Source organism: Fibrobacter sp. UWOV1 (assembly GCF_900142495.1).
Taxonomy (GTDB): Bacteria; Fibrobacterota; Fibrobacteria; order Fibrobacterales; family Fibrobacteraceae; genus Fibrobacter.
Genome location: NZ_FRBA01000006.1, coordinates 47,175 through 68,716 on the forward strand (window position 1 = coordinate 47,175; position 21,542 = coordinate 68,716).

Here is a 21,542-nt window from a genome sequence, read left to right on the forward strand (position 1 = left end):
ATCTCCGATAATTTTTACGCTGAAAAGATAGAAAAAGTAGGAAGTAGGAAGTAGGCTGTAAACAGTGGTTTGTGGTTAGGATAATAACAATCTTGTAAAAAAAGAACTATTATTCTAAATTTTTAATATGCGTTTTGAAGTTCACCCTGTAAATCCGCAAGCGAGAATCGTGAAGCTTGCCGCAGCCGCCCTCGAAGACGACGGTCTTGTTCTCTACCCCACTGAATCTGGTTACGCGATTGGCTGCAACGCCGAATCGCCCAAGGCCATCCACAAGCTTTATGCCCTCAAGAAGCCGATGAAGAAATTCTTCATGGCGCTCATCATTCCGGACATTCGCAAGGCGACCGACTACGCCCGTGTAGACAACTTTGCATTCAACATTATGAAGCCTCGCGTGCCTGGGCCGTACACCTTCATTCTGCCGGCTGACCCGCACATCGCCCGCCGCCTGGATGTCAAGCGCCCCGAAATCGGCGTGAGAATGCCGACGCACCCGTTCTTCAAGGAACTTTTCCAGCATTTCGACAAGCCGATTCTGAGCACGGCCGCCAAGCTCACCGAAGAAGACATGTACGAGCCCGACGATATCTGGAAAACCTTCGAGCATTCCGTTGATATGATGGTCGACTGCGGCCCCATAGAAATAAACCCGACCAACATTATCAGTTTGATTGGGGATCAAGTCGAAGTGATTCGTGGCGAGTTGCTTGATCCGTAACGCTCCGGCCCGCTGTCATGCCGGGCTTGACCCGGCACCTCCTTTGATGCATGAATAGGGAGAAGTTTCTCCCTGGTTCGCACTTCGTTGCTCTCCACCCTCTCTAGCGGGGACACCCTGCAACGCCCCAGCAGCAAAGCCCACGGCTCCAGAAAGTGAGCTCGCCGATTTACTTTCCTCCGCCTTTGGGCATGCCACTCTAGATGTCTTCCCGCACTCGGTGCGGGATCTCCTTTGATGCATGAAAAAGGAACGCTCCGTCTCTGCCTGCACCGCACGCCATCAAGACCGTTCGGCTCTATCGCAAAAAAGAATAGTCGATTTCGCCTCACTCTCGCCACAGCCCCAGCTTAACGCATGGGGCTTTTCGGCTCACATGGCCGTTCCGGAATGTTCGCTTAGCGGCCAGGCATTCGCCGTCGCTTTTCTTCTTAGACATATAACCCCTATAGCCTTTTCGCAAAAGGCATTGTTAATTTGTTTAAAATCTTGTTATAATTAGTAGTTCTTCACGCAACGGATGGAATGAGCAAATTTATACTTAGAGCGAGAATTACCTCGCGTCATATCACGACTCATAATATTTACATGATGAGCCTTTTCGACTTCATCTCCGTCCTGTTCAGGAAGCCAGAAAAGAGTCTGCTGCGTTATATTGGTAAAATGTTCCTCTCCACTTGGTGTATGTTCCCAATACCCGACAGGCAATATTGACATTCCGTACTTATTTTTACTGCCGAAGTAGGCAACTTTCGAGCCCATTTCATAAGTCAGTGAAGAACTTCCGCCACTTGTTTCAGCCAAAATGACCCATATATCCTCATTCATTATATGCCACCCCTCTGGGCATATTCCCTGATGTTGGAGAAAATAGGGATCTCCGTCAAATTTTTCATTTTTATTGCTATAATCGAATTTATTCGGGCATTTCTCTGAAGCAATGGAGACGCTGTCGCATACAGCGGGGAATCCCATCGCATTACTCCAAGTATAAAGGCCTCCCCAGCCATTCTCGCAGTACCAGGAATCATCATCATAGCAATACTTGGCCCCATTCTCTTGCACAGTACCGCCCGAAACCTTCTCACCATAATTCAAATTCTCAGCAAAAATGGTAACAGAATCAACTCCACGCATGTGGTATTTATAGTCAATCGTAATAGTTTTATATTTCTGTCCATCGCGCGGGTCAGTGAATTCGCCGTACTCCACGTCCGGATTAAACTGTTCCGTCATGTCATAATAGCGGCTGCTACTAGACCTATTTGCATTCTCCATGGAATCAAGATTAAGCCATTGCCCTCCATGGCAAATCATTTGATGATCGGTCCCAATCCAATAAGTTTCCCCCTCACAGTCTTCCGTACATTCAGCTAGGCACTGATACTTTTTAGACAAGGAGCTGGAAGACTCCCCCGCACTACTCGATGCGCTCGTATTCTTGCCGGAACTTGAAGATTTTGCGCTGCTGCCTCCAGCCGACGAATTTACGCTGGAGCTCGATTTCGCAGAAGACGAACTGTTCGTCGATGAGGACGAGACGCTGCTGCTGGATTTGTCTCCATTGCCGTCACTGGTCCCGTCGCCGCTGCTCAGGATTTCGCTAGACGAAGATTCCTTTTCCGGTTCAACGAAGCTGCTGCTGTCATCATCGCCACAGGCGACGAACAAAACAGCAGAAAGCAACAACGCAGCAAAATATTTCACAGAAGACCTCCAGTAACCACAATCGTTTTTGCCAAATGTAATAATGATTTCGACAAATGTGCAAGCCGAGCGTCGCGACAAAGCTTGCTTTGGCATGACCGAGGCGAACATTTGGTACAGGAACGTAGTGACTGTACAATCAGTGTGACAATAAAGCAATCCTTAGCTGACATCAATGGAGATCCCACCTTGGTGGCCATGCGCACTAAGCACTAAAAGTGCTAAGTGCTGTCCGCCCGGCTTACGCCGGGAAGACAGAGAGGGCATTAAATAATTACACCATAGCGGCGCTGAAGTCGGCCTTGGTGCAGAGGGTTTCCTTGCCTTCGGCATCGACGGTCAGGAGTTCGCCGCTGTACTTGTAAATGCCGTGGCGGGCCATGATGAGCTTGGCCTTCAGGACAATTTCGGCCTTCGGGATCACCGGAGCGCGGAAACGGCAGTTTTCGACCCCCATGAATGCCGGGCGCTTGCCCGTAGTTTCGGCTTCGCGACCGATCATGGTGAGGAGCGTGGCGGCCTGGGCCATGGATTCAATCTGAATCACGCCGGGGAGCACCGGATTGCCCGGGAAATGTCCCTTGAGAAAACCTTCTTCGCCGGTCAAGTGCCACTTGGCAACGATTTCCATGTTTTCAGCATCGAGGGAGAGGATTTCATCGACAAAGGCAAACGGGGCCTTCTGCGGAAGCACGCTGTGGACGACTTCGGCATCGTAGAGGATTCCATCGACGTTAGACTTGGGTAAAGATTCCAGCATTGACATAAGGAATGATTTTCTCCATGATTTGATGGTGGGACACATGCCCACCGTTGGTGATTTCGATTCTGACCCTCGGAAGGGCCGGACAGATAAAACTCAGGTCTCCAATCAAATCTAGTATTTTATGCATCGCAGGTTCGTTTGCGATGCGGAATTTGGGCGAACAGGCGCTGTTTTGAGCCGCGCAATCCCCCGCTGCGAGCAGGAGTCCGCAAGATTCATCGACTCCGGCGAGGAGCCCTGCCGCACGGGCGCGCTCCAGTTCCACCTGGTGAATGAAGGTGCGCGCCATGAAAATTTGGTACAAGTTCTCGGGCGAATAAATGGAGACGGACGCCGCCGACTTCAGGTCGTAACCGTCGCGGGCCACATTGCGATCGAGCACGTATTCGACTTCGAAAGTTTCCGCCGGCGTAATGCGGACATGGCCGTGGATTGCCGCGTCGCCTTCGGCTCCTCGCAATGACGTTCCGACGGCATGCAAGTTCCACTCGGCATGAACAGGGGCATCGTAAAAGACGAGTTCTTCGGGCGCTCCGCAGATTTTTCGCATTTCGCAGAAAAACGGAATCGCAGAACCGTCCATCATCGGGACTTCGGGCTTGGCCGCATCAGAGAGTCGCACGTTAAAGCGCCGGTGCGGCCACATCAGGAACACGGGTGCCAAATGCTCCGGCGAAAGCAACTGCAGCGAAGGCTCCCCCGCCGCAGAATCCGCCGAGTCCTTCAACCTATAACCGGCGGTACGTTTCGCAAAAAATTCAAGTTCTTCAAAACAATGACACGCGTCGCTGCGATAAAAAAGCTTTTCGCCCACATACCACGCCACAAAAGGAACCTTCTGCGGATCCTTTTCCAGCGGCTCGACAGAAACCGATGTCGAACCAAAGCTTAAGCTGGGGGATTTAAATTCACACACATTACTCATTACGAGCTACAAATATAAAATAAGAGACCCTAGCTTTCGATTAGGATGACACAGATGCAATGTGAAATGTGTAATGACAAATGAGAAATGTGAAATAAATAATCTCTCATCACACACTTCACATTACACATCCCTAATCACTGTCTACTTCAATTTTTTTTTCGCCATCATGCGGAGTTCGACCATTTGACGACGCCAGATTTCGATGTCAATCGCCGGGAACCCAGCAACGGTCTTGCCAGCGGGAACACTCTTGGTCACGCCCGCTTTCGCGGTCACAATCGCATTCTTGCCCACGGTCAAGTGCCCCGCCGCCTTGGCTCCGCCCGCGAACTGTACGCCGTCTTCGAGAATCGTCGTGCCGCCGAGCGCCGTCTGCGAGGCCATGTAAATGTTGTTGCCTAAAACGCAGTTGTGAGCAATCTGCACCATGGAATCCAAGTGGCAATTGTCGCCGATGGTCGTCGGCGAAATGAATCCGGCCGCCACGACCGTATTCGCACCAAAGCTACAACGATTCCCAATGCGGACGCCCGCAAAATGCGGCACCATACGTCGTTCACCTTCGTGCTCGTAAAATCCGAACCCGCGGCTACCGACCACGACGCCTGCCTGAAAAATGCAACCCTCGCCCACGATGACATTCGGGTAAATGGTCACGTTCGATTCCAGGCGGCAGCCTCGCCCGACACTTGCACCTCGCATTACCACGCAGCCGGGCCCGACAAAGCAACCTTCGTCGACAAAGCCTTCCACAACTGCCGTCGGGTGAATCCACGGGCCGGTTTCGCCATAGTCCACGCCCATGTAGTCGCGGTCAAAATGCACGCCCGATTCCATATTGTCATTAAAGCCATTGCCCTCGAAACGTTCCAGGAACTTGACCATGGCATGGTAAGGTTCTTTGACGGCGACAATGTTCTTTGCGTTCGGGAAAATCTCGGCGAACGAAACCTCGCCCGATTGCACCGCTGCAGAAGGCACAAACAAGAGGCCGGCAGCCGTCTTTTTCAAATCATCGTTCGAAGGACCGTTTGCATGCGTCACACTCTCGACGCGACCCACCCAGAAACTCACGTCGTTTTCGCGAGCCTGTGTCAGTGCAGCAAAGCCTGTTAAAGTAACCTCTGGCGACTCGCGCAAGACGTTACATTCCATCGATTCTGTATTGCGTAAAAATTCAAGGACTTCGGCACAGCAAACGGAGAACATTATTCCCCCAGCGCCATAATCTGCACCTTGCAGGCAAAGTCAATGTCTACATGGCCGCCAAGTTTACCGCTCAAGTCTTCGCCATCGAGCTGCAAAAATTCGTCTTCGGCAAATTCTAACTTAAGCGACCTGGCCTTGCGGGTCTTGATAAAATACTTCTTGACTAGATTCCCGATGACAGGCAAGTTCCCGACCGCAATAGCCAGCAAGAACCTGAACATGTTCGGCACGCATACGATTTCAAGTAGACCATCGGCCATATCCGACTTGTAGAAGGGATTGGCTCCGCTCGCAAAGCTCGGAATGTTGCCGACAATCACGGTGCGGTGGCCGTCCAGAATTTTTTGCCAGCTGCGGCCCTCGGCATCTACAAACGAAAGCTTACCCTTTTTAAGATGGTAAGAGCGGTCCGCAAAGAAACTCTTCACGTAATGCAGTTTGTTCACCAGCACAGAATTCGAATTGAATTCGCCGTTGGCGCGGGCGCGGTTAAAGTCGTGAGCGATTCGGGCATCGATACCGCCCGAAAAATAGTTCGCAAAGGCAAGTTTCCCGTTCACCTTCCAGATATCGAAAGGGCGCGCCTTGGCTTGCAGCAAGCGACGCACCAGGAACAAGAGTCCCTTGTCTACATAGGGCTTGTAAAGGTTCAGCACGCGCGCAAGGTCGTTGCCAGTACCCAGCGGGATCAGGCCGATTTTTACGGACTTCGCGTATTCCGAAGAGACCATGACCGAAAGGACAGAAGACACGGTGCCATCGCCACCGACGGCCACCAGTTTTTCGGTATTGGCAAGAGCGTCCCTGATCTGATTGTCTAACCCATCGATATTGGTAAATTCAGCCTTCCATTGGTCTTCCGTATAATTCAAAGAAGACATGATTTCGGGCAAATACTGGTGAATCACCTTGCCCTGGCCGCCGCCACTAATCGGATTAATGAGAAAGACAAACTTATACATCACAGCTAAAATATAATTATATAAAGAATCAGGTCTAAAGCAAAGTTTTTTGTAGCAAAAAAGCGTTAAGAGTTTCTCAACTCTTCTTTAATTGCCAAATAATGCTCCGCATTTTCGTGGAATTTGCGGATTTCGTCTTCGGTCAGTTCACGCACCACATGGGCCGGAGCACCCACAATCAAGCTGCGTTCCGGGAATTCCTTGTTTTGCGTCACCACGGCACCGGCTGCCACCACGCTGTTCGACTTGATGTGTACGCCGTCCATGAGGATTGCACCCATGCCAATCAACACGTGGTCGTCAACATCGCAAGCATGCAAAATGGCATTATGGCCCACGGTCACGTCGTCGCCCACATGCACGCCGACTCCTGTCGAAAGATGCACGGTCACATTATCCTGGATATTGGTTCGCTTGCCAATGCGAATTTCGGCGAGGTCTGCACGGATAACCGTATTGTAAAAAACGGACGAATCGTCGCCAATTTCTACATCGCCAATGACTTTGGCACCTTCCGCGATAAACACGCGTTCGCCAAGAACGGGCTTTTTACCTTTGTATTCAATCAAACTAGCCATAATTACAATTTATAAAAAAGTAGGCAGTAGACAGTAGGAAGTAGACAGTTTTTTTTATGGATAGAATCATTTGACTCGCTACAATGGTATAAATCAAGCGACTTTAGGCCTAAGACGTATGAGTAAAAATTATATTGTTCCACATGTCAGATTTCTTACAAAACATATTTGATGCGCAGGGTGAAAACCGCTGGAAAATTGCACAGTCAAGCGTGAAGGAACGAATCGCCAAGTTGGTTAAACTCCGCAAGGTCATTGTGGCCCGACAGCAGGAATTTTATGATGCCGTATGGACCGATTTCCACAAGCCGAAAACCGAAGCCTGGCTTACCGAAGTCTACCCTGCCCTGCAAGAAATCGACCACACCGTGAACCACTTGCCCGATTGGGTCGAAGATAAAGACGGTAACTTTAGTCTTCTGTTCCCGCTGAATTCAAGCGTGAGCCATTTTGAACCCAAGGGCCGCGTGCTGATTATGGCACCGTGGAATTACCCGTTCTTGCTTTTTATTTCGCCGGTCGTCGCAGCCGTCGCTGCCGGCAATGTGGTGATAGCAAAGCCGAGCCACAAGTCGCCGCATGTTGCCGAAGTCCTGGAATCAATTATTAAAGAAGCTTTCCCGCAAAACGAAGTCGCCGTTGTGCAGGGCGCAGGTGCCGAAATTGGCGACCAGTTGCTCGCCCTCCCCTTCGATCATGTGTTCTTTACCGGAAGCCCGAACGTAGGTGCCCATGTGGCAGAACAAGCGGCAAAAATTCACGCCGGAGTCACGCTTGAACTCGGCGGAAAATCGCCGGCAATCGTTCTGGATGACGTGAACATCAAGGATGCCGCAAAGAAAATCGCCTGGGGCAAGTGCCTGAACGCAGGCCAAACCTGCATCGCTCCCGACTACATGCTTTGCCCGCAACGTTTAATGCAACCGCTGGCCGAAGCCGTTGCAGACAACATAAAGAAAATGTACGGCGAAACCGAAGACGCCCGCCGGAACTCCGAGATTTTTGTACACATCGTTGAAAGCCGCACCGTCGAGCGCCATCAAGCGCTCATCAAAGACGCCTTGGATAACGGAGCAAGCGCAGTCATGGGCGCGCAATTCAGCCCCGAAGACATCGAAAACCGCTACACGCCCGCAACCGTACTCACGGGAATCACCGCCGACATGCGCATTATGGAATCCGAAATTTTCGGACCGATTCTCCCGATAATTGCCTACGAAAATCTCGACGAGGCGATTCAATTCGTGCAGAACCGCCCGAAGCCGCTCGCGCTTTATATTTTCGGAAAGTCCGAAGCGAAAATCAACGAAGTCATCGCCAGCACGACCTCGGGCTCTACTTGCGTGAACCACTGCATTTTGCAAATCGAAAATCTGTCGGTTCCTTTTGGCGGAGTCGGCATGAGCGGCACCGGCAATTACCACGGAATTTATGGCTTCAAGACTTTTAGCCACGAACGCAATGTAATGCGACAAGGCGCATTAGACACCATGACGTTCCTTTACCCGCCGTACCATAAAGAAAACGAAAAAAAACTGCGTGCAAGAATTCAGAATTTGGTCAAGAAAATATTATAATGTGTAATGTGTGATGAGTGATGAATCATTTCACATTCCTCATTCCACATTTCACATTAAGCACGGTCTAGTGACCGACGTACAGGCGCTTCATTTCGTCGGAAATAGCCATGGGGCGGCCGCGTTTCATGTCGACAAGCACCCACTGGGTTTCCGATTCAAAAATCACCTTGCCGTCAGAGACGCGTTCAAAGCGGCACTTGCGCAAGCTTGCCACTTTACCGTAGGCGGCGACCCACGTGGTGCCACGGATTTCGTCGCCGAGGAACGCCTGGTTCTTGTATTCCACGTGCTGCACGTGAATCATCCAGCCGGCACCCAGTTCACGCATCAAGGCTGTGCCGCCCACCTGCTCCGAATGAGCAATGGCAATGTCCTGAATCCACTGCACCGACCATACGTTATTGAAATGATGATTGTCGTCAATCATTTCGGGCGTCACCTTGAACACCTGCGTAAATTGCATCGGGTCAACCGTTTCTTCCATCGCAATCGCCATAAATACCTACTCGTCTGCTAAATTCTTGATCAAGTTCGGGAGCGCAAGTTCAAACTTGACTCCATACCAGTGAGACTTGTCTTCATAAGTCTTTTCGATGCATTCCAGCACAAAGTCCGCCGCAATTCGGGCTGCATCGACCATAGGACGACCGCGGAGCATGGCTCCTACAAAAGCCGAGGCATAGCAGTCGCCTGTGCCGTTAAAGCCCTTGGTAATTTTCTTGTGCTCGTAGTAATTGAATTCCTTGCCGTCGTAAAGCATGACACCCGTATAATCCGGACGGAATCCGACACCAGTCAGCACCACCGACTTGGTGCCCAGTTCGCAGAGTTTTTTGCAAAGCAGTTCGACCGTTTCGCGGTCAATATTTTCGCTGTACTCCGTATCCGTGAGCATGCAAGCTTCGGTCATGTTCGGGAGCAAGACATCGGCATGGGCGCACAAATCCTTCATGGCATCGACAAATTCCATATTGAAGCCGGGGTAAAGCGCCCCGTTGTCGGCCATGGCAGGGTCGACTACCCGAATCGCACCATCGACACCGTTCGTGTCCATGATGTGCTTGACCATGTTAATTTGCTCGATTGAACCCAGATAACCGGTATAGAACGCATCGAAGCGGATATCAGCCACGCGCCAGTGTTCGCTAATCGGCAACATTTCTTTAGTCAAGTCCTGGAATGTCCAGCCTGTAAAGCCGCCCGTATGGGTCGAAAGAATCGCCGACGGCAACACAGCCGTCTCTACACCGCACGCAGAAATAATCGGCAGCGCCACCGTGAGGGAGCACTGTCCAAAGCACGAAATATCTTGAATCGTAAGGACTCGCCTGTACATGCCCCAAATATAGAATTGCAAAGCCCCCTTTTTTTTGATTAAGTTATATTTACGACATTACAACAAGGTGTTTTGGGTCCTCCTTGGTCTGGACCAATTACAGGAGTTTTGTATGGAATGGAATGATTTTACGAGCCTTACGTCAGAAGACATGCGTGCCATTTGGGATTTCAATACCAAAGACCCGTTCTCGATTTTAGGTTTGCATCCGCTGAATACGGACCGCGGCGTCAAAACGGTGATTCGCGCATACCAGCCGCAAGCTAGCTTTATTCGAGGTGAATCTTGCGACGGCGAGTTCGAGTTCGACTTCATGAAACTTGGCAACACGGGATTCTTCGAAGCGATTCTCGACAAGGAATACGAACCGTTCTTTTACAACCTGATTATCAAGCAGGACGACGGCAACGAATACACGCTCACCGACCCGTATGCATTCCTCCCTGTACTTAGCGACTTTGACCGCCACTTGATTTCGAGCGGCACGCACTACGAGCTTTATCGCAAGCTGGGCGCAAACCTTGTTGAACACCAGGGCTTTAAGGGCGTGCATTTTGCCGTCTGGGCTCCGAACGCCCACGCCGTTTCCGTGGTCGGTAGCTTTAACAGCTGGGACGGCCGCCGCCACCAGATGCGCATGCTCGGCTCCACTGGCATTTGGGAAATCTTTATTCCGAACATTGGCGAAGGCGAACTCTACCGCTTCGAAATTCACGGTGCCGACGGCAACCTGCACGTTAAAGTGGACCCGCTCGCAAAACTCAGCGAAGTCCGCCCGGCAACAGCCTCCATCACCACGCACCTCGACGGCTACGAATGGGGCGACGACCTTTACATGTCTACGCATTGGGCAACCAAGGTCTTCGGTTCGCCCATGAACATTTACGAAGTCCACGCCGGTTCCTGGCGCCGCGACCCCGCCAATCCGGACCGCTTCTTGAACTGGGACGAACTTGCCGAAACCTTGATTCCGTACCTCAAGGAAATGGGCTACACCCACGTGGAATTTTTGCCGCTCGCCGAACACCCGCTCGATGAATCTTGGGGCTACCAGGTGACCGGTTACTACTCCCCCACGAGCCGCTACGGCACACCGGACCAGTTCAGGCATTTTGTGGACCTTTGCCACCAGAACGAAATCGGCGTGATTGTGGACTGGGTTCCGGCCCACTTCCCCAAAGATGCCCACGCTCTCGGACGTTTCGACGGCACCGCCTGTTACGAACATGCCGACCCGCGCCAGGGCGAACACCCGCACTGGGGCACCTACATCTTTAACCTAGGCCGTAACGAAGTCAAGAACTTCTTGATCGCTAACGCCATGTACTGGCTCAAGGAATTCCACTGCGACGGCCTGCGCGTTGACGCCGTGGCCTCGATGCTTTACCTCGACTACGGTAAGGGCCCCGGCCAGTGGGTGCCGAACAAGGACGGCGGCAACATCAACTACGACACGCTCGAATTCCTGAAGCACCTGAACAGCATCATGGGTCGACTCACTCCGCATGCGATTTTGATTGCCGAAGAATCTACCAGCTTCCCCAGCATTACGCGCCCGCCTGAACAGGGCGGCCTCGGCTTCCACTACAAGTGGAACATGGGCTGGATGAACGACTTCCTCAGCTACATTCAGCACGAACCGATTCACCGCAAGTACCACCACAACCAGCTGACCTTCAGCATGGTGTACGCTTACAGCGAAAACTTCATCCAGGTGTTCAGCCACGACGAAGTGGTGCACGGCAAGGGCTCTATGCTCGGCAAGATGCCTGGCGATAACTGGCAGAAGTTTGCAAACCTCCGCCTCACCTACGCTTTCCAGTATGCGCACCCGGGCAAGAAACTCAACTTCATGGGCAACGAGTTCGGGCAGTTCCGCGAATGGAACGAGAAGCGTTCGCTTGACTGGCACCTCATCAGCTGGGATAGCCACGGCAAGCTCCTGCAGATGATGAAAGTTCTGAACCACCTGTACAAGGAAAACGCCCCGTTCTGGGAAATCGACCACTACTACACCGGTTTCGAATGGATCTGGTGCGACGACGCCGACAATTCCATCGTGAGCTTTGTGCGCAAGGACGACCACGGAAACCAGATTCTGTGCGTGTTCAACTTCACGCCGGTGGTCCGCAACGACTACCGCCTGGGCGCTCCGACTCGCGGCAAGTGGAAGGAAATCTTCAACACCGATGCAAGCATGTTCGGCGGCTCTAACGTGGGTAACTTCGGCGAAGTCTGGACGCAGGACATTCCGTGGCAGAACCGCCAGTGGAGCCTGAATATCAAGCTCCCGCCGCTTGCAGCAGTGTACTTCCGCTTGGAAAGATAGGTTTCAAGCCCAGAAAGCTCAGAAAAAAAAGATTTGTACAGGCTAAAACGAGAATTCAAGTCGATTTAGCCTGTATTTTTTTGCTTTTTTCTAAAAAATTACTTTGTCTACAAACACGTTGTACCGGCCAGATATCATTTATGAATGAGTTTAGCCTGTACAAAGACGCTTCAAAGCTCTTTTTTATCAATAATTTGTACAAAATGTACAGGCTAAACGCAATAAGTCGCTTAATTAAGCCTGTACAAGACACCAAAACATTCTCTTCTTGACATAAATGTACAGGCCAAAAGAAAACTAAAACGTGAATTAGCCTGTACGTAGAGATTTTCAACAGCTTAGAACTCCCACACAAATACAAAAAGGGCCGCATTGCTGCGGCCCCTTTTTTCGCATTTAAGCGAGAATTATTCCACCGTGATGAGGGTGACGGTGCGCTTGCCAACCTTGATCGGCTTGCTCACGTCAACACCCTTCTTGGCCTTCTTGGACGGATCGTTTGCCCAGCCTTCCTTCAGCTTTTCGGTGCTGCGGTCGAGAGTCTGGACAGTGGCCTTGCCCTTGAAGCCCGGAATGTTCAACTTGAGTTCGTAGTCGCTGTACGGGCTCTTGTTGATCACGAGGAGGCTCTTCTTCTTGCCGTTTTCGGTGTAGTAGGTCGTGATGAGCGATTCCTTGTCACCGGTAATTTCGGTCTTGAGGAGCTTGCCGCGGAGAGCGTCAGAAGCCATCTGGAATGCCCAATAGCTCGGACGCGGGCAGTTCATGCATTCTTCTGCAGAACGGGTCAGGTAACCGTAGTCACCGCCTTCCGGAGTGATGTCGTTGTGGATATCCCAGTACTGTGCGTTGTCCACGTTTTCGGTGGCAAGCATAGCGAGGTAGTCAGCAACGAACAGACCGTTTTCGAGAGCGATGGTCTGCGGACCCGGGTTGAAGTCCACGGAGTTCCATTCGGTGAGCCAGAGTTCGATCTTCTTGTCCTTCTTGAAGTGGCTGGTCCACTTGTCCACAACCTTATGGAGACGGCTGTAGATAGGAACGAGGTCCTGCGGAGCAGAGAGGAGGGCGAAGTCGTTTTCTTCACCGAAGTGCTGCGGATAGTGGTGAACAATGAGACCGTCGGCAATGTCGCCGGTTTCCTTGAGCACGTTGTCGTTCCACTGGCCATCGAGCACGCCGAGCACGGCCACCTTAATGGTCGGGTCAACCTTCTTCATGGCTTCGATGAACTTACGGGCGCGCTTACCATAAATGGTACCGCCGTCCTTACCATACTTTTCATAGTACGGGTGCCAGTTACCATAGACTTCGTTACCGATTTCCCAGTAAACGATGCCGGCCTTCTTGTCGATGTTCGTGTGCTTCACCCAAGCAGCGGCTTCCTGTTCGGTGCCGGAACCGAAGTTCACGGTGAACATGGCGTTAGAACCGGTCTTCTTCAACCAGGCGAGGAATTCGTCGGTATCGACCATCCAGTCGTGGTTGTCGAGGATTTCCTTCCAGTGGTCGTCATCGGCACGGAGACCACCCGGGTAACGGATGATGCCGTGGTTGATGCGCTTGGCGTATTCAGCAGTCTGAACCTTGAACTTCGGATTGTCGAGCATGTCGCCATCCCAAAGGGCAGCGTTGATACCGAAGAGACCGCCCGAAATGTTCGGGTTGATCACGTCGCCGGTACCCTTGACTTCAACCTTCACGAGAGCCGGACGGGCTGCAGCCTTGACTTCCTTCTGGTTGGTGAGCTTGATGTTGTCAATTTCGAAGCTACCGTTAGAGCCTTCTCCACCCGGTTTGAAGTCGAGAGAGACAACGCCCTTGAGGTCGAACTGACCGTTTTCCTTGGCGTTAGGCGGCTGGTAGTACGGGAACTTGGAGAAGGTGCGGAACGGCACGATCACCGTGGTGCGACCGCGAGGTACACCGGTGTTGGAAACGAAGAGTTCGTTTCCGGCGTCGCCGATCTGAACCGTAATGGACTGCCATGCACGTTCGGAGTAAACGTCGAACATGATGCCCCAGTGGTTCGTCCAGTCACGCTGCTTGGCGTCGTGAGCGGCAGTGTTCTTGGTGAAGTCAAGAACGAAGTCCACCCAGTCGGACATTTCGAAGTGCTTGATGTAAAGGCTGTTGCCGTCGAGCTTGGAGCTCTTGTACGGCATTTCGATTTCGGCCTTGGACTTCGGACCGAAAGACGGTTCCCACTTGTCCTTGGCGAACTTGCCTTCGAAGTCAGAAATCACGACATCCGGAGCCTTGGACTTCCAGTTATCCCACTTGATATCCGGGTCAACCCAGTCGATATTTTCGGTGAAGGTAATCTGGTCCACAAAGATGGTCACAGGAGCCGGCTTGCCCGGTTCGCCCTGGTTTTCACCCTTGCCCACAGAGAAACGGATTTCCTGAATCTTGTTCCACTGCACGTCCTTGGCAACTTCGGCCTGCTTGTTAGCGTCCCAAGCCTTACCCTTGTCGCCGAACTTCTTCAGAGGAATCTTGACGAGCTTCCAGTCCTTGCTGACCTTAGAGCCTTCGATCCAGTCGTTCAGGCTGATCTTGGTCTGGCTCTTGATGTCGTTACCCTGGTTGTCGAGGATACCCACGTAGACCTTTTCGCCACCGAGCTTACCCTTGATCCAGAAGTAGAGACCACCCTTGTTACGCACCTTGGAGAGGTCAATGAACTTGCCTTCGCCAAGAGAGTAGGTCACGCCGGACCAGTCGTTGTTATCGATGTACAGGGCGAGCACGTTCGGGTTGCCCTGAGTCTTGGAATCAGCTTCGCGCTGGGCAGAGAGACCACCGTAGCTGTAGCTGAAGCCCTTGAGCTGGTTATCGTAGAACGTACCGTTCTTGACAGGCTTAGCCTTGCCGTCGAGCTTTTCGGGGTTCTTCGGGCCGTCAATGACGTCGTTGTTTTCATCCCAGTAGACAACCTTCTTCTTCGGAGCGGCCTTCTTGTTGCCCTTCACGATTTCGATGTTGTCGACCCAGATTTCAAAGTCAGATGCGCCGCTCTTGTCGATAGAGAAGCGGATTTCTGCAATCTTGTCCCAGTCGATACGGGCCGGGAATTCAGACTTACGGGTGTTGTCCCAGTACAAGCCACGGTCCGGGAAGTCCACGAGAGGAATGGAAACCTTCTTCCAATCCGTCGTCACGGCACCGCCCTGGATGTACTTGTTCATCGGGAGAACGACCTGAGTCTTCTTGCCGTCAGAAACTTCTTCGTCCAAAAGGCCGACCTTAACGGCTTCGCCACCCTTCTTACCCTTGATCATGAATTCGAGCTTGGAGTCGAGCATGAACTTATTGAGGTCGAAGGTTTCGTTGTACAAGCAAACAGAAGCACCCGAATATTCGCTCGGGTCGAGCTTGATGTTCAAGGCTGCCTTAGACTTGTAGCCGCCGTCCTTAGTAATGGTGATACCTTTGCTCTTGCCGCCGTAAGCGTAGTCAAAGCCCCCCGGACGATACTGTTCGTCGAAGAACTTGTAAGGAACTACACGCGGAGCTTTCGGCTGAGCCATTGTAGCCGTGACACCGAAGCCGAGAAGGGCGACGGTAGCGGCAGTCAATGTACGCTTCATCATATGATCGTGTCCTTTTTTTGTGTTTTTTAGTTTGATTTTGAAATTAAAATTTTCGCGTTCAAAAAGGGAGCACGCGACTTAAAGTCGCGTTTACAGATTGAACCGCTTAAGTAATTACTTGGCTTCCTTCAGGAGCTTTTCAACCAGTTCCGGGCTGAAACGGTCCTGACGCTTGCCGTTGATGTAGAAGTTAGGAGTACCCTGCACGCCGACTTCGGTACCGAGCTGGAAGTCCTTGTCGATACGGGCATTCATGGCAGAATCGAGAACCATGTCCTTCTTGAACTGTTCAACGTTCAAGCCAATCTGCTTGGCCACTTCGACATAGATGGAATCACCGAGTTCGCGGCTATGCGGAGCGAGGGCGTAGCGGTATTCCCAGAACTTGCCCTGCTTGTGTGCTGCGATAGAAGAGGCTGCTGCAGAGCGGGCGTTGGAGTGGAAGCTGAGCGGGAAGTGCTTGTACACGAACTTGATCTTGTCCGGATACTTTTCGTTGAGTTCCTTCATGACCGGAGCGATGCGGGAGCAGTACGGGCACTGGAATTCAGTGAATTCAACAATCGTGAGCTTCGGGTTCTTGGTGTTGCCAAAGACCGGGCTGTCTTCGTCGGGAATGTCCCAGACCTTGTTGTCCGCTTCCATTTCGGCGCGGGCCTGTTCCAGGGAGATGCCACGCTTGTCGAGAGCGTACTTGATGATTTCGAATTCTTCCTTGACCTGCTTGAAATCCTTTTCGAGGTTGTCAAGCCTGGCCTGCTGGTTGAACGAACCGCCGGCGGAAGCCTGATTGCAGGCAACGAGACCAGCGAAACATACTGCGAGAGCAACAATGGGGAGACGTTTCATGTTTTTCCTTTTTGATGTTAAAAAATCTGGGCAAGCACAATACTCGCCTGTGTAAGGGAAATATATAAAAAGTTATTAGTTGGCAGTTGGCAGTTAGCAGAACTTAGAACTTAGAACTTAGATAAGTTACTAGAAACTTTAAGTTAAATCGTCAACGGAAAATGTAAAGAAAAATCAACCCTAAGATCTGAGAACTTAGAGCTTAAAACTTAGAATTTAGAGCTTAGTGTTATTCCACTAAGCTCTAAGAGCGAAGCGGTCTAAGTTCTACCAACTGTCGCGAAGCGACCCTACCCTTGCGAGGTAGCCGCGAATGTCAGCTTTTCGTAGTTCTTGATGGCAAGGTTCAAGCGGTATTCGTTGGGGAACAGGCAAACGAGGTTGCGTTCCTTATCCATCATGCAGTCCATGGCGTATTCTTCGACGAACTTGGCGACATCGGCTTCGGGGCCAGACACCCAGCGGATTCCGTGAGCGGGCACGCGGTCCAGCGACACATCGGCGCCGTATTCGCTCTGCAGGCGGAACTTGAGCACGTCAAACTGCAACTCGCCCACCACGCCAATCACGGGGATAGCGGACTTGAGCGGTTCGTACAGCTGGGTTGCACCTTCTTCGCTCAGTTCGGCAAGGCCCTTTGCCATCTGTTTAGACTTAAGCGGGTTCAAAAGCGTTACGCGGGCGAAGTGTTCCGGAGCAAAATCCGGAATGCCGGTAAAGTTGATCTTTTCGCCGTCGGTCAAGGTATCGCCGATGCGGAACAGTCCCGGGTCGTTGATGCCCACGATATCGCCCGCCCAGGCGTGGTCGATAACTTCCTTGTCTTTCGCGAGGAAGGCGGTCGGGGCGGCCAGGCGGATTTCGCGGCCTGTGCGCACGTGGTAAACCTTTTCGCCACGGGTAAAGCTGCCCGAGCAAATACGCAGGAATGCCGTACGGTCGCGGTGCTTGGGGTCCATGTTCGCTTGAATCTTGAAGACGAAGGCGCTGAAGGCATCTTCGTCGGGGCTCACCGGGCGCTTGTCGGTCTCACGAACCATCGGGGGCGGCGCAAGCTTTGCAAAAGCGTTCAACAGCTGACGCACACCGAAATTGTTCACCGCAGAACCGAAGAACACGGGGCACATTTCGCCCTTCAGGAACTTTTCGTGGTCGAACGGATCCATGGCACCAGTCACCATCTCGTATTCTTCCTTGAACTGGGCGACCCAGTTTTCGCCGCACATTTCTACGAGGCGCGGATCGTCGGGGCCTTCCATCTGGATGATTTCCTGATGGCCTTCTTCTTTATTGAAGGTGTGGAAGGTGTTTTCGGCAATGGAATACACGCCTTTGAAAAGCTTACCCACGCCAATGGGGAGCGTAAAGGGGGCGACCTTGATTTTCAAGATGCTTTCAATTTCGTCGAGCAGGTCGAGCACGTGGCGGCCATCCAAGTCCATCTTGTTGATGAACGTGATGATCGGCGTATGGCGCATGCGGCACACATCCATGAGCTTGATGGTCTGCTTTTCCACACCGTTCACGCTATCGATAAGCACGAGGGCGGCATCCACGGCGGTGAGGGCGCGGTAGGTGTCTTCGCAGAAGTCCTGGTGCCCCGGGGTATCAACCAGGTTGAACATGCAACCTTCGAACGGGAAATTCAGCACGGAACTCGAAACCGAAATACCACGCTGCTGTTCAATCTTCATCCAGTCACTCACCGTATAGCTGCGGTTCGCCTTGGCGCGCACGTGACCCGCTTCGCGGATGACGTTTCCGTACCAGAGGAACTTTTCGGTGATGGTGGTTTTACCTGCGTCAGGGTGGCTGACAATGGCAAAAGTGCGGCGTTTTTCGATTTCGGAATTCATGGCGCCAAATATAGAATAATGTTAATCAATTAAACAATGCTGATTCTGGCTCAAGGCCGGAATGACTTGCAGGCAAAAAAAGAAAAACCGCCTCGGGGTGAGACGGCTTTAAGTGGATGATGCAGGGGTCGAACCTGCGACCCGCTGATTAAGAGTCAGCTGCTCTACCAACTGAGCTAATCATCCATAGTCGCTTAGGACGCGCACAATTATAGAATTAAAATGGGCCGCTGTCAAGGGGTGAAAACGCAATTTTTCAAAAAAAACTATATTTTTTTCATGAGCCTCAATTCGAACCGCATGGATGCCTATTTGGCGTTTTTGGGGGTGGAACGCAACCTTTCGCCCGCCACAATCCAGAGCTACCAGGAGGACCTGCGGCATTTTGTAGTATGGCTCGACGAAAACGGCATTGATCTCAAGGACTTAACGCCTGAAAAGTTGGATGACTTCCTGACGCTCACCGCCGGACAGGAGGAATACTCCCCCACGTCCATCGCGAGGCACTTTTCGAGCCTGCGCGGGTTCCTCAAGTACATGCAGAACCAGGGCGAATACGACTACAGCACTGAATCGATGCTGGATCGCCCGAAACTCGGGCATTATTTGCCCCAATATCTGACCCGCGAGGAGGTCGACAGCGTATTCGAGAGTGCGGCAAACGGCAAGAACCCGCTGCGCGACACGGCACTGTTCGAACTCATGTACAGCGCGGGGCTACGCATCTCAGAAGCCCTCGGCATCAAGCTTTCGCAGCTGGACCTGGACAACGAATGGCTCACGCCGATCGGCAAGGGCAACAAACAGCGCCTGGTGCCGCTCGGCAGCAAAGCCAAAGAAAATCTGAAAGCCTGGATCGAGCTTGGCCGCCCACTCACCCACCCGACTACAGACAACATAATTCTCAATTCCCGAGGCAAGCCCATGAGCCGCATGGGAGCCTGGAAAATCGTACAATTGCATACGATGCACTTGAGCAAGCAAGTTTCGCCGCATACCTTCCGGCACAGTTTTGCCACCCACTGCCTTGAAGCGGGCATGGATTTGCGCGTATTGCAGGAACTGCTCGGACACGCCGATATCAGCACAACCCAGATTTACACGCATATTGACAAGGAATTTATAAAGCAGGAACACCGTGCGCACCATCCTAGAGAACAGACAAATTCTTTCCATCGGCCCATACCCTGATTTGACACCTCCCTAAATTCTAGATATATTTGACCAAAAGATAAAAGCAGAGGCTAAAATGAAAAAAATTTCATTCCTTTTGTTTCCTGCACTCACTGCAGCCGCTTTTTTCATTGCCTGTAGCGACGACGACTCTTCTAGCCGCAAGGTGATTACCGAAGTCAACTCGATTTACGAACTCGGAATTTGCGGAGAAGACAACCAAGGCGATACCGTCTACGCCAAAAAAGAAGACGCCCAGTATTACTGCGACGACGCGAACTGGGTTCCCGTTGCCACCAAGGAATCGACTGGTTCCTCAAGTTCGTCTAGCCAAAAAGCAAGTTCCTCGTCCATGACCAAGGCGGAACTCGATAAATTTACCGAATTGTGCAAGGCTTCCGGCGGCAAGGTAAAAGACGGTGCCTGCTCCTGTAAAAACGAGCTCTGCGATGTCGGTGCGGTCTGCAACACCATCACGGGCATCTGCGGCAACCAGAGCAAACCAACTGACATAGACTCCACCGCCAGTTCTTCCTCGACCGCGACCACATTCGCCGACTTGTGCAAGGCATCTGGCGGTACGGCAAAAGACGGGGCTTGCGTCTGTAAAGAAACCACTTGCGACGAAGGCGTTCTCTGCAACACCAAGAGCAAGGAATGCGCAAACAAGGACGCTGTTGAAATCGAATGCGACGACAGCTACAAGAACTCCTGCTCCAACAGCCCCGCAAGTATCGGCATTGTCAAGGAATGCATAAAAGGAATCGTCGTGAACCGCTCGTGTGGCACGGTCTCTTGTAACGAAGAGGGCACAGACTGTGGCGAATGCCTCGACGACGTGCAGACCTGTACCGAAGACAAGAACTTCAAGGCGACCGTCACCCACTGCGAAAAGGGCAAGAAAGTAACCGAGAGCTGTAACGGGAAATCCTGCGACCCGCGCGACAACGGTTGCGGCGAGTGCACGAACTACGAACACACATGCACCAACGATGACGAAGGAAAGGGAACCGTCTACGAATGCGTCGCCGGCGAAGCCAAGAAGGCCGTTTCCATATGCGGCAACAAGTCGTGCCGTACCGACAAGGCCATCTGCGGCGAATGCCTTAACGGAGAACTGAGGTGCGACAACGACATCAACAACAACGCCATCATGTACAGGTGCGTCGACGGGCAATGGGAAAGGCTCCATAACAAGTTCGACCCGCTCGACAAGGAGTATTACCAATGCCCCGTCGCTTGTAGAGAAGGCACCGATCCACAGAAGATGGAGAACGAATGCGACACGGATCAATGTTCGAATTGTGATCCCTGCTGGGGTGAGCCAATGGGCGGAGCGCCTTCCAATCCAAACCCCTGCTACAACGAGGAACGTTGCAAACAAATTCTCAAGGACGAAGACCCCGACTACCCGCCGTTCAGGAGTTTCGAGACGAAACAGAAATGGAAGGACCTGATTCCTAGTAAAAAGATGGCAGCGAAAGAAGTTCACGGCTACAACTGGACGAATCACAAACCAGTCTCCGCTCCTGAAGAACGCGTGGAAGATTTTGAATTCGACCTTACTAACGAGACGCGCCGCGTATCGTGCAACGCCCTGGGAACCTACTTCGGCTTATGCCACAACACCCTCCAGACCTGCATCAACAATGTTTACCATGGTGAGGGATTTATGGTGGTCTGCGCTAGCGGCGAACTTGTCGACGCTGATGGCAACAACGATGGTATTGCTTGCGAATGCGAAAAAACAGCTAGCAACGCCAACGGATGTTGCTACACCAGAAGCGCCTGCTTCAAGCAGACCAACTGGTCGAGAGACCGCTGCGCTAAGCCCTCGGGCAACGAAAACGACGATTAATTTCATCGACATTTCAGGCAGAAAGGAACCGCAAGGTTCCTTTTTGCATATTGACATATTATCCACGACAAACAGCGCAACCCTGGGAATTTAT

General features: G+C 51.9%; 17 protein-coding genes and 1 tRNA gene. 6 read left to right on the forward strand and 12 right to left on the reverse strand.

Going from position 1 to position 21,542, the window contains the following annotated elements:
• Positions 1-127: 127 nt before the first annotated feature.
• Entirely contained in the window at positions 128-721 is a 594-nt protein-coding gene (locus BUC02_RS09475) for an L-threonylcarbamoyladenylate synthase (protein ID WP_073321890.1), read from the forward strand.
• Between the two features lie 498 nt (positions 722-1,219).
• On the opposite strand, the gene BUC02_RS15695 is transcribed toward BUC02_RS09475, so the two are convergent.
• Complete coding sequence (locus BUC02_RS15695) at positions 1,220-2,038, reverse strand: FISUMP domain-containing protein (RefSeq protein WP_073321893.1); 819 nt, start codon at positions 2,036-2,038, stop codon at positions 1,220-1,222.
• A gap of 124 nt (positions 2,039-2,162) precedes the next feature.
• Here BUC02_RS15695 and BUC02_RS16200 point away from each other — a divergent pair, with 124 nt between their 5' ends.
• Positions 2,163-2,444 (forward strand): hypothetical protein, encoded by a 282-nt coding sequence (locus BUC02_RS16200; RefSeq protein WP_073321896.1) that lies wholly within the window; start codon positions 2,163-2,165, stop codon positions 2,442-2,444.
• Positions 2,445-2,702: 258 nt separating this feature from the next.
• On the opposite strand, the gene BUC02_RS09490 is transcribed toward BUC02_RS16200, so the two are convergent.
• From BUC02_RS09490 to BUC02_RS09510, 5 genes are all read right to left on the reverse strand, one after another.
• Positions 2,703-3,194 (reverse strand): 3-hydroxyacyl-ACP dehydratase FabZ family protein, encoded by a 492-nt coding sequence (locus tag BUC02_RS09490; RefSeq protein WP_233144358.1) that lies wholly within the window; start codon positions 3,192-3,194, stop codon positions 2,703-2,705.
• Positions 3,163-4,119, reverse strand: coding sequence for a UDP-3-O-acyl-N-acetylglucosamine deacetylase (locus tag BUC02_RS09495; protein ID WP_073321899.1), 957 nt, complete (start codon positions 4,117-4,119; stop codon positions 3,163-3,165). Before BUC02_RS09495 ends, BUC02_RS09490 begins: the two co-directional genes overlap by 32 nt.
• Positions 4,120-4,263: 144 nt before the next feature.
• On the reverse strand, positions 4,264-5,331 hold the full coding sequence (locus tag BUC02_RS09500; protein WP_073321901.1) for a UDP-3-O-(3-hydroxymyristoyl)glucosamine N-acyltransferase: 1,068 nt from the start codon (positions 5,329-5,331) through the stop codon (positions 4,264-4,266).
• Positions 5,331-6,293, reverse strand: coding sequence for a diacylglycerol/lipid kinase family protein (locus tag BUC02_RS09505; RefSeq protein ID WP_073321904.1), 963 nt, complete (start codon positions 6,291-6,293; stop codon positions 5,331-5,333). The genes BUC02_RS09500 and BUC02_RS09505 overlap by 1 nt, the downstream gene beginning before the upstream one ends.
• A gap of 65 nt (positions 6,294-6,358) precedes the next feature.
• Positions 6,359-6,871: a gamma carbonic anhydrase family protein gene (locus BUC02_RS09510; protein ID WP_073321907.1), complete on the reverse strand. Its 513-nt coding sequence runs from the start codon at positions 6,869-6,871 to the stop codon at positions 6,359-6,361.
• Positions 6,872-7,014: 143 nt separating this feature from the next.
• Between BUC02_RS09510 and BUC02_RS09515 the strand changes: the two genes are divergently transcribed.
• Positions 7,015-8,448 carry an aldehyde dehydrogenase family protein gene (locus tag BUC02_RS09515; protein ID WP_073321910.1) on the forward strand — a complete coding sequence of 478 codons (1,434 nt, stop codon included), beginning with the start codon at positions 7,015-7,017 and terminating at the stop codon, positions 8,446-8,448.
• Between the two features lie 67 nt (positions 8,449-8,515).
• On the opposite strand, the gene BUC02_RS09520 is transcribed toward BUC02_RS09515, so the two are convergent.
• Both BUC02_RS09520 and BUC02_RS09525 read right to left on the reverse strand, forming a co-directional pair.
• Positions 8,516-8,947, reverse strand: a complete 432-nt coding sequence (locus BUC02_RS09520) for an acyl-CoA thioesterase (RefSeq protein WP_073321913.1) — start codon at positions 8,945-8,947, stop codon at positions 8,516-8,518.
• 6 nt (positions 8,948-8,953) lie between these two features.
• Complete coding sequence (locus BUC02_RS09525) at positions 8,954-9,787, reverse strand: pyridoxamine kinase (protein ID WP_073054503.1); 834 nt, start codon at positions 9,785-9,787, stop codon at positions 8,954-8,956.
• A 112-nt stretch (positions 9,788-9,899) separates the two neighbouring features.
• On the opposite strand from BUC02_RS09525, the gene glgB reads away from it, so the two are divergent.
• Positions 9,900-12,116 carry a 1,4-alpha-glucan branching protein GlgB gene (gene glgB / locus BUC02_RS09530; RefSeq protein ID WP_217653076.1) on the forward strand — a complete coding sequence of 739 codons (2,217 nt, stop codon included), beginning with the start codon at positions 9,900-9,902 and terminating at the stop codon, positions 12,114-12,116.
• A gap of 407 nt (positions 12,117-12,523) precedes the next feature.
• Here glgB and BUC02_RS09535 read toward each other — a convergent pair whose 3' ends face one another.
• From BUC02_RS09535 to BUC02_RS09550, 4 genes are all read right to left on the reverse strand, one after another.
• Positions 12,524-15,712 (reverse strand): carbohydrate binding domain-containing protein, encoded by a 3,189-nt coding sequence (locus tag BUC02_RS09535; RefSeq protein WP_073321916.1) that lies wholly within the window; start codon positions 15,710-15,712, stop codon positions 12,524-12,526.
• Between the two features lie 114 nt (positions 15,713-15,826).
• On the reverse strand, positions 15,827-16,561 hold the full coding sequence (locus BUC02_RS09540; protein WP_073321918.1) for a DsbA family protein: 735 nt from the start codon (positions 16,559-16,561) through the stop codon (positions 15,827-15,829).
• A gap of 290 nt (positions 16,562-16,851) precedes the next feature.
• The gene (locus tag BUC02_RS09545) at positions 16,852-18,417 is read right to left on the reverse strand and encodes a peptide chain release factor 3 (RefSeq protein WP_073321921.1); all 1,566 of its coding nucleotides are present in this window, start codon (positions 18,415-18,417) and stop codon (positions 16,852-16,854) included.
• A 113-nt stretch (positions 18,418-18,530) separates the two neighbouring features.
• Positions 18,531-18,603, reverse strand: a tRNA-Lys gene (locus BUC02_RS09550).
• A 93-nt stretch (positions 18,604-18,696) separates the two neighbouring features.
• Between BUC02_RS09550 and BUC02_RS09555 the strand changes: the two genes are divergently transcribed.
• On the forward strand, positions 18,697-19,608 hold the full coding sequence (locus tag BUC02_RS09555; protein ID WP_073322226.1) for a tyrosine recombinase: 912 nt from the start codon (positions 18,697-18,699) through the stop codon (positions 19,606-19,608).
• Positions 19,609-19,666: 58 nt separating this feature from the next.
• Entirely contained in the window at positions 19,667-21,448 is a 1,782-nt protein-coding gene (locus BUC02_RS09560; protein WP_073321924.1) for a hypothetical protein, read from the forward strand.
• The last annotated feature ends 94 nt before the right edge of the window (positions 21,449-21,542 follow it).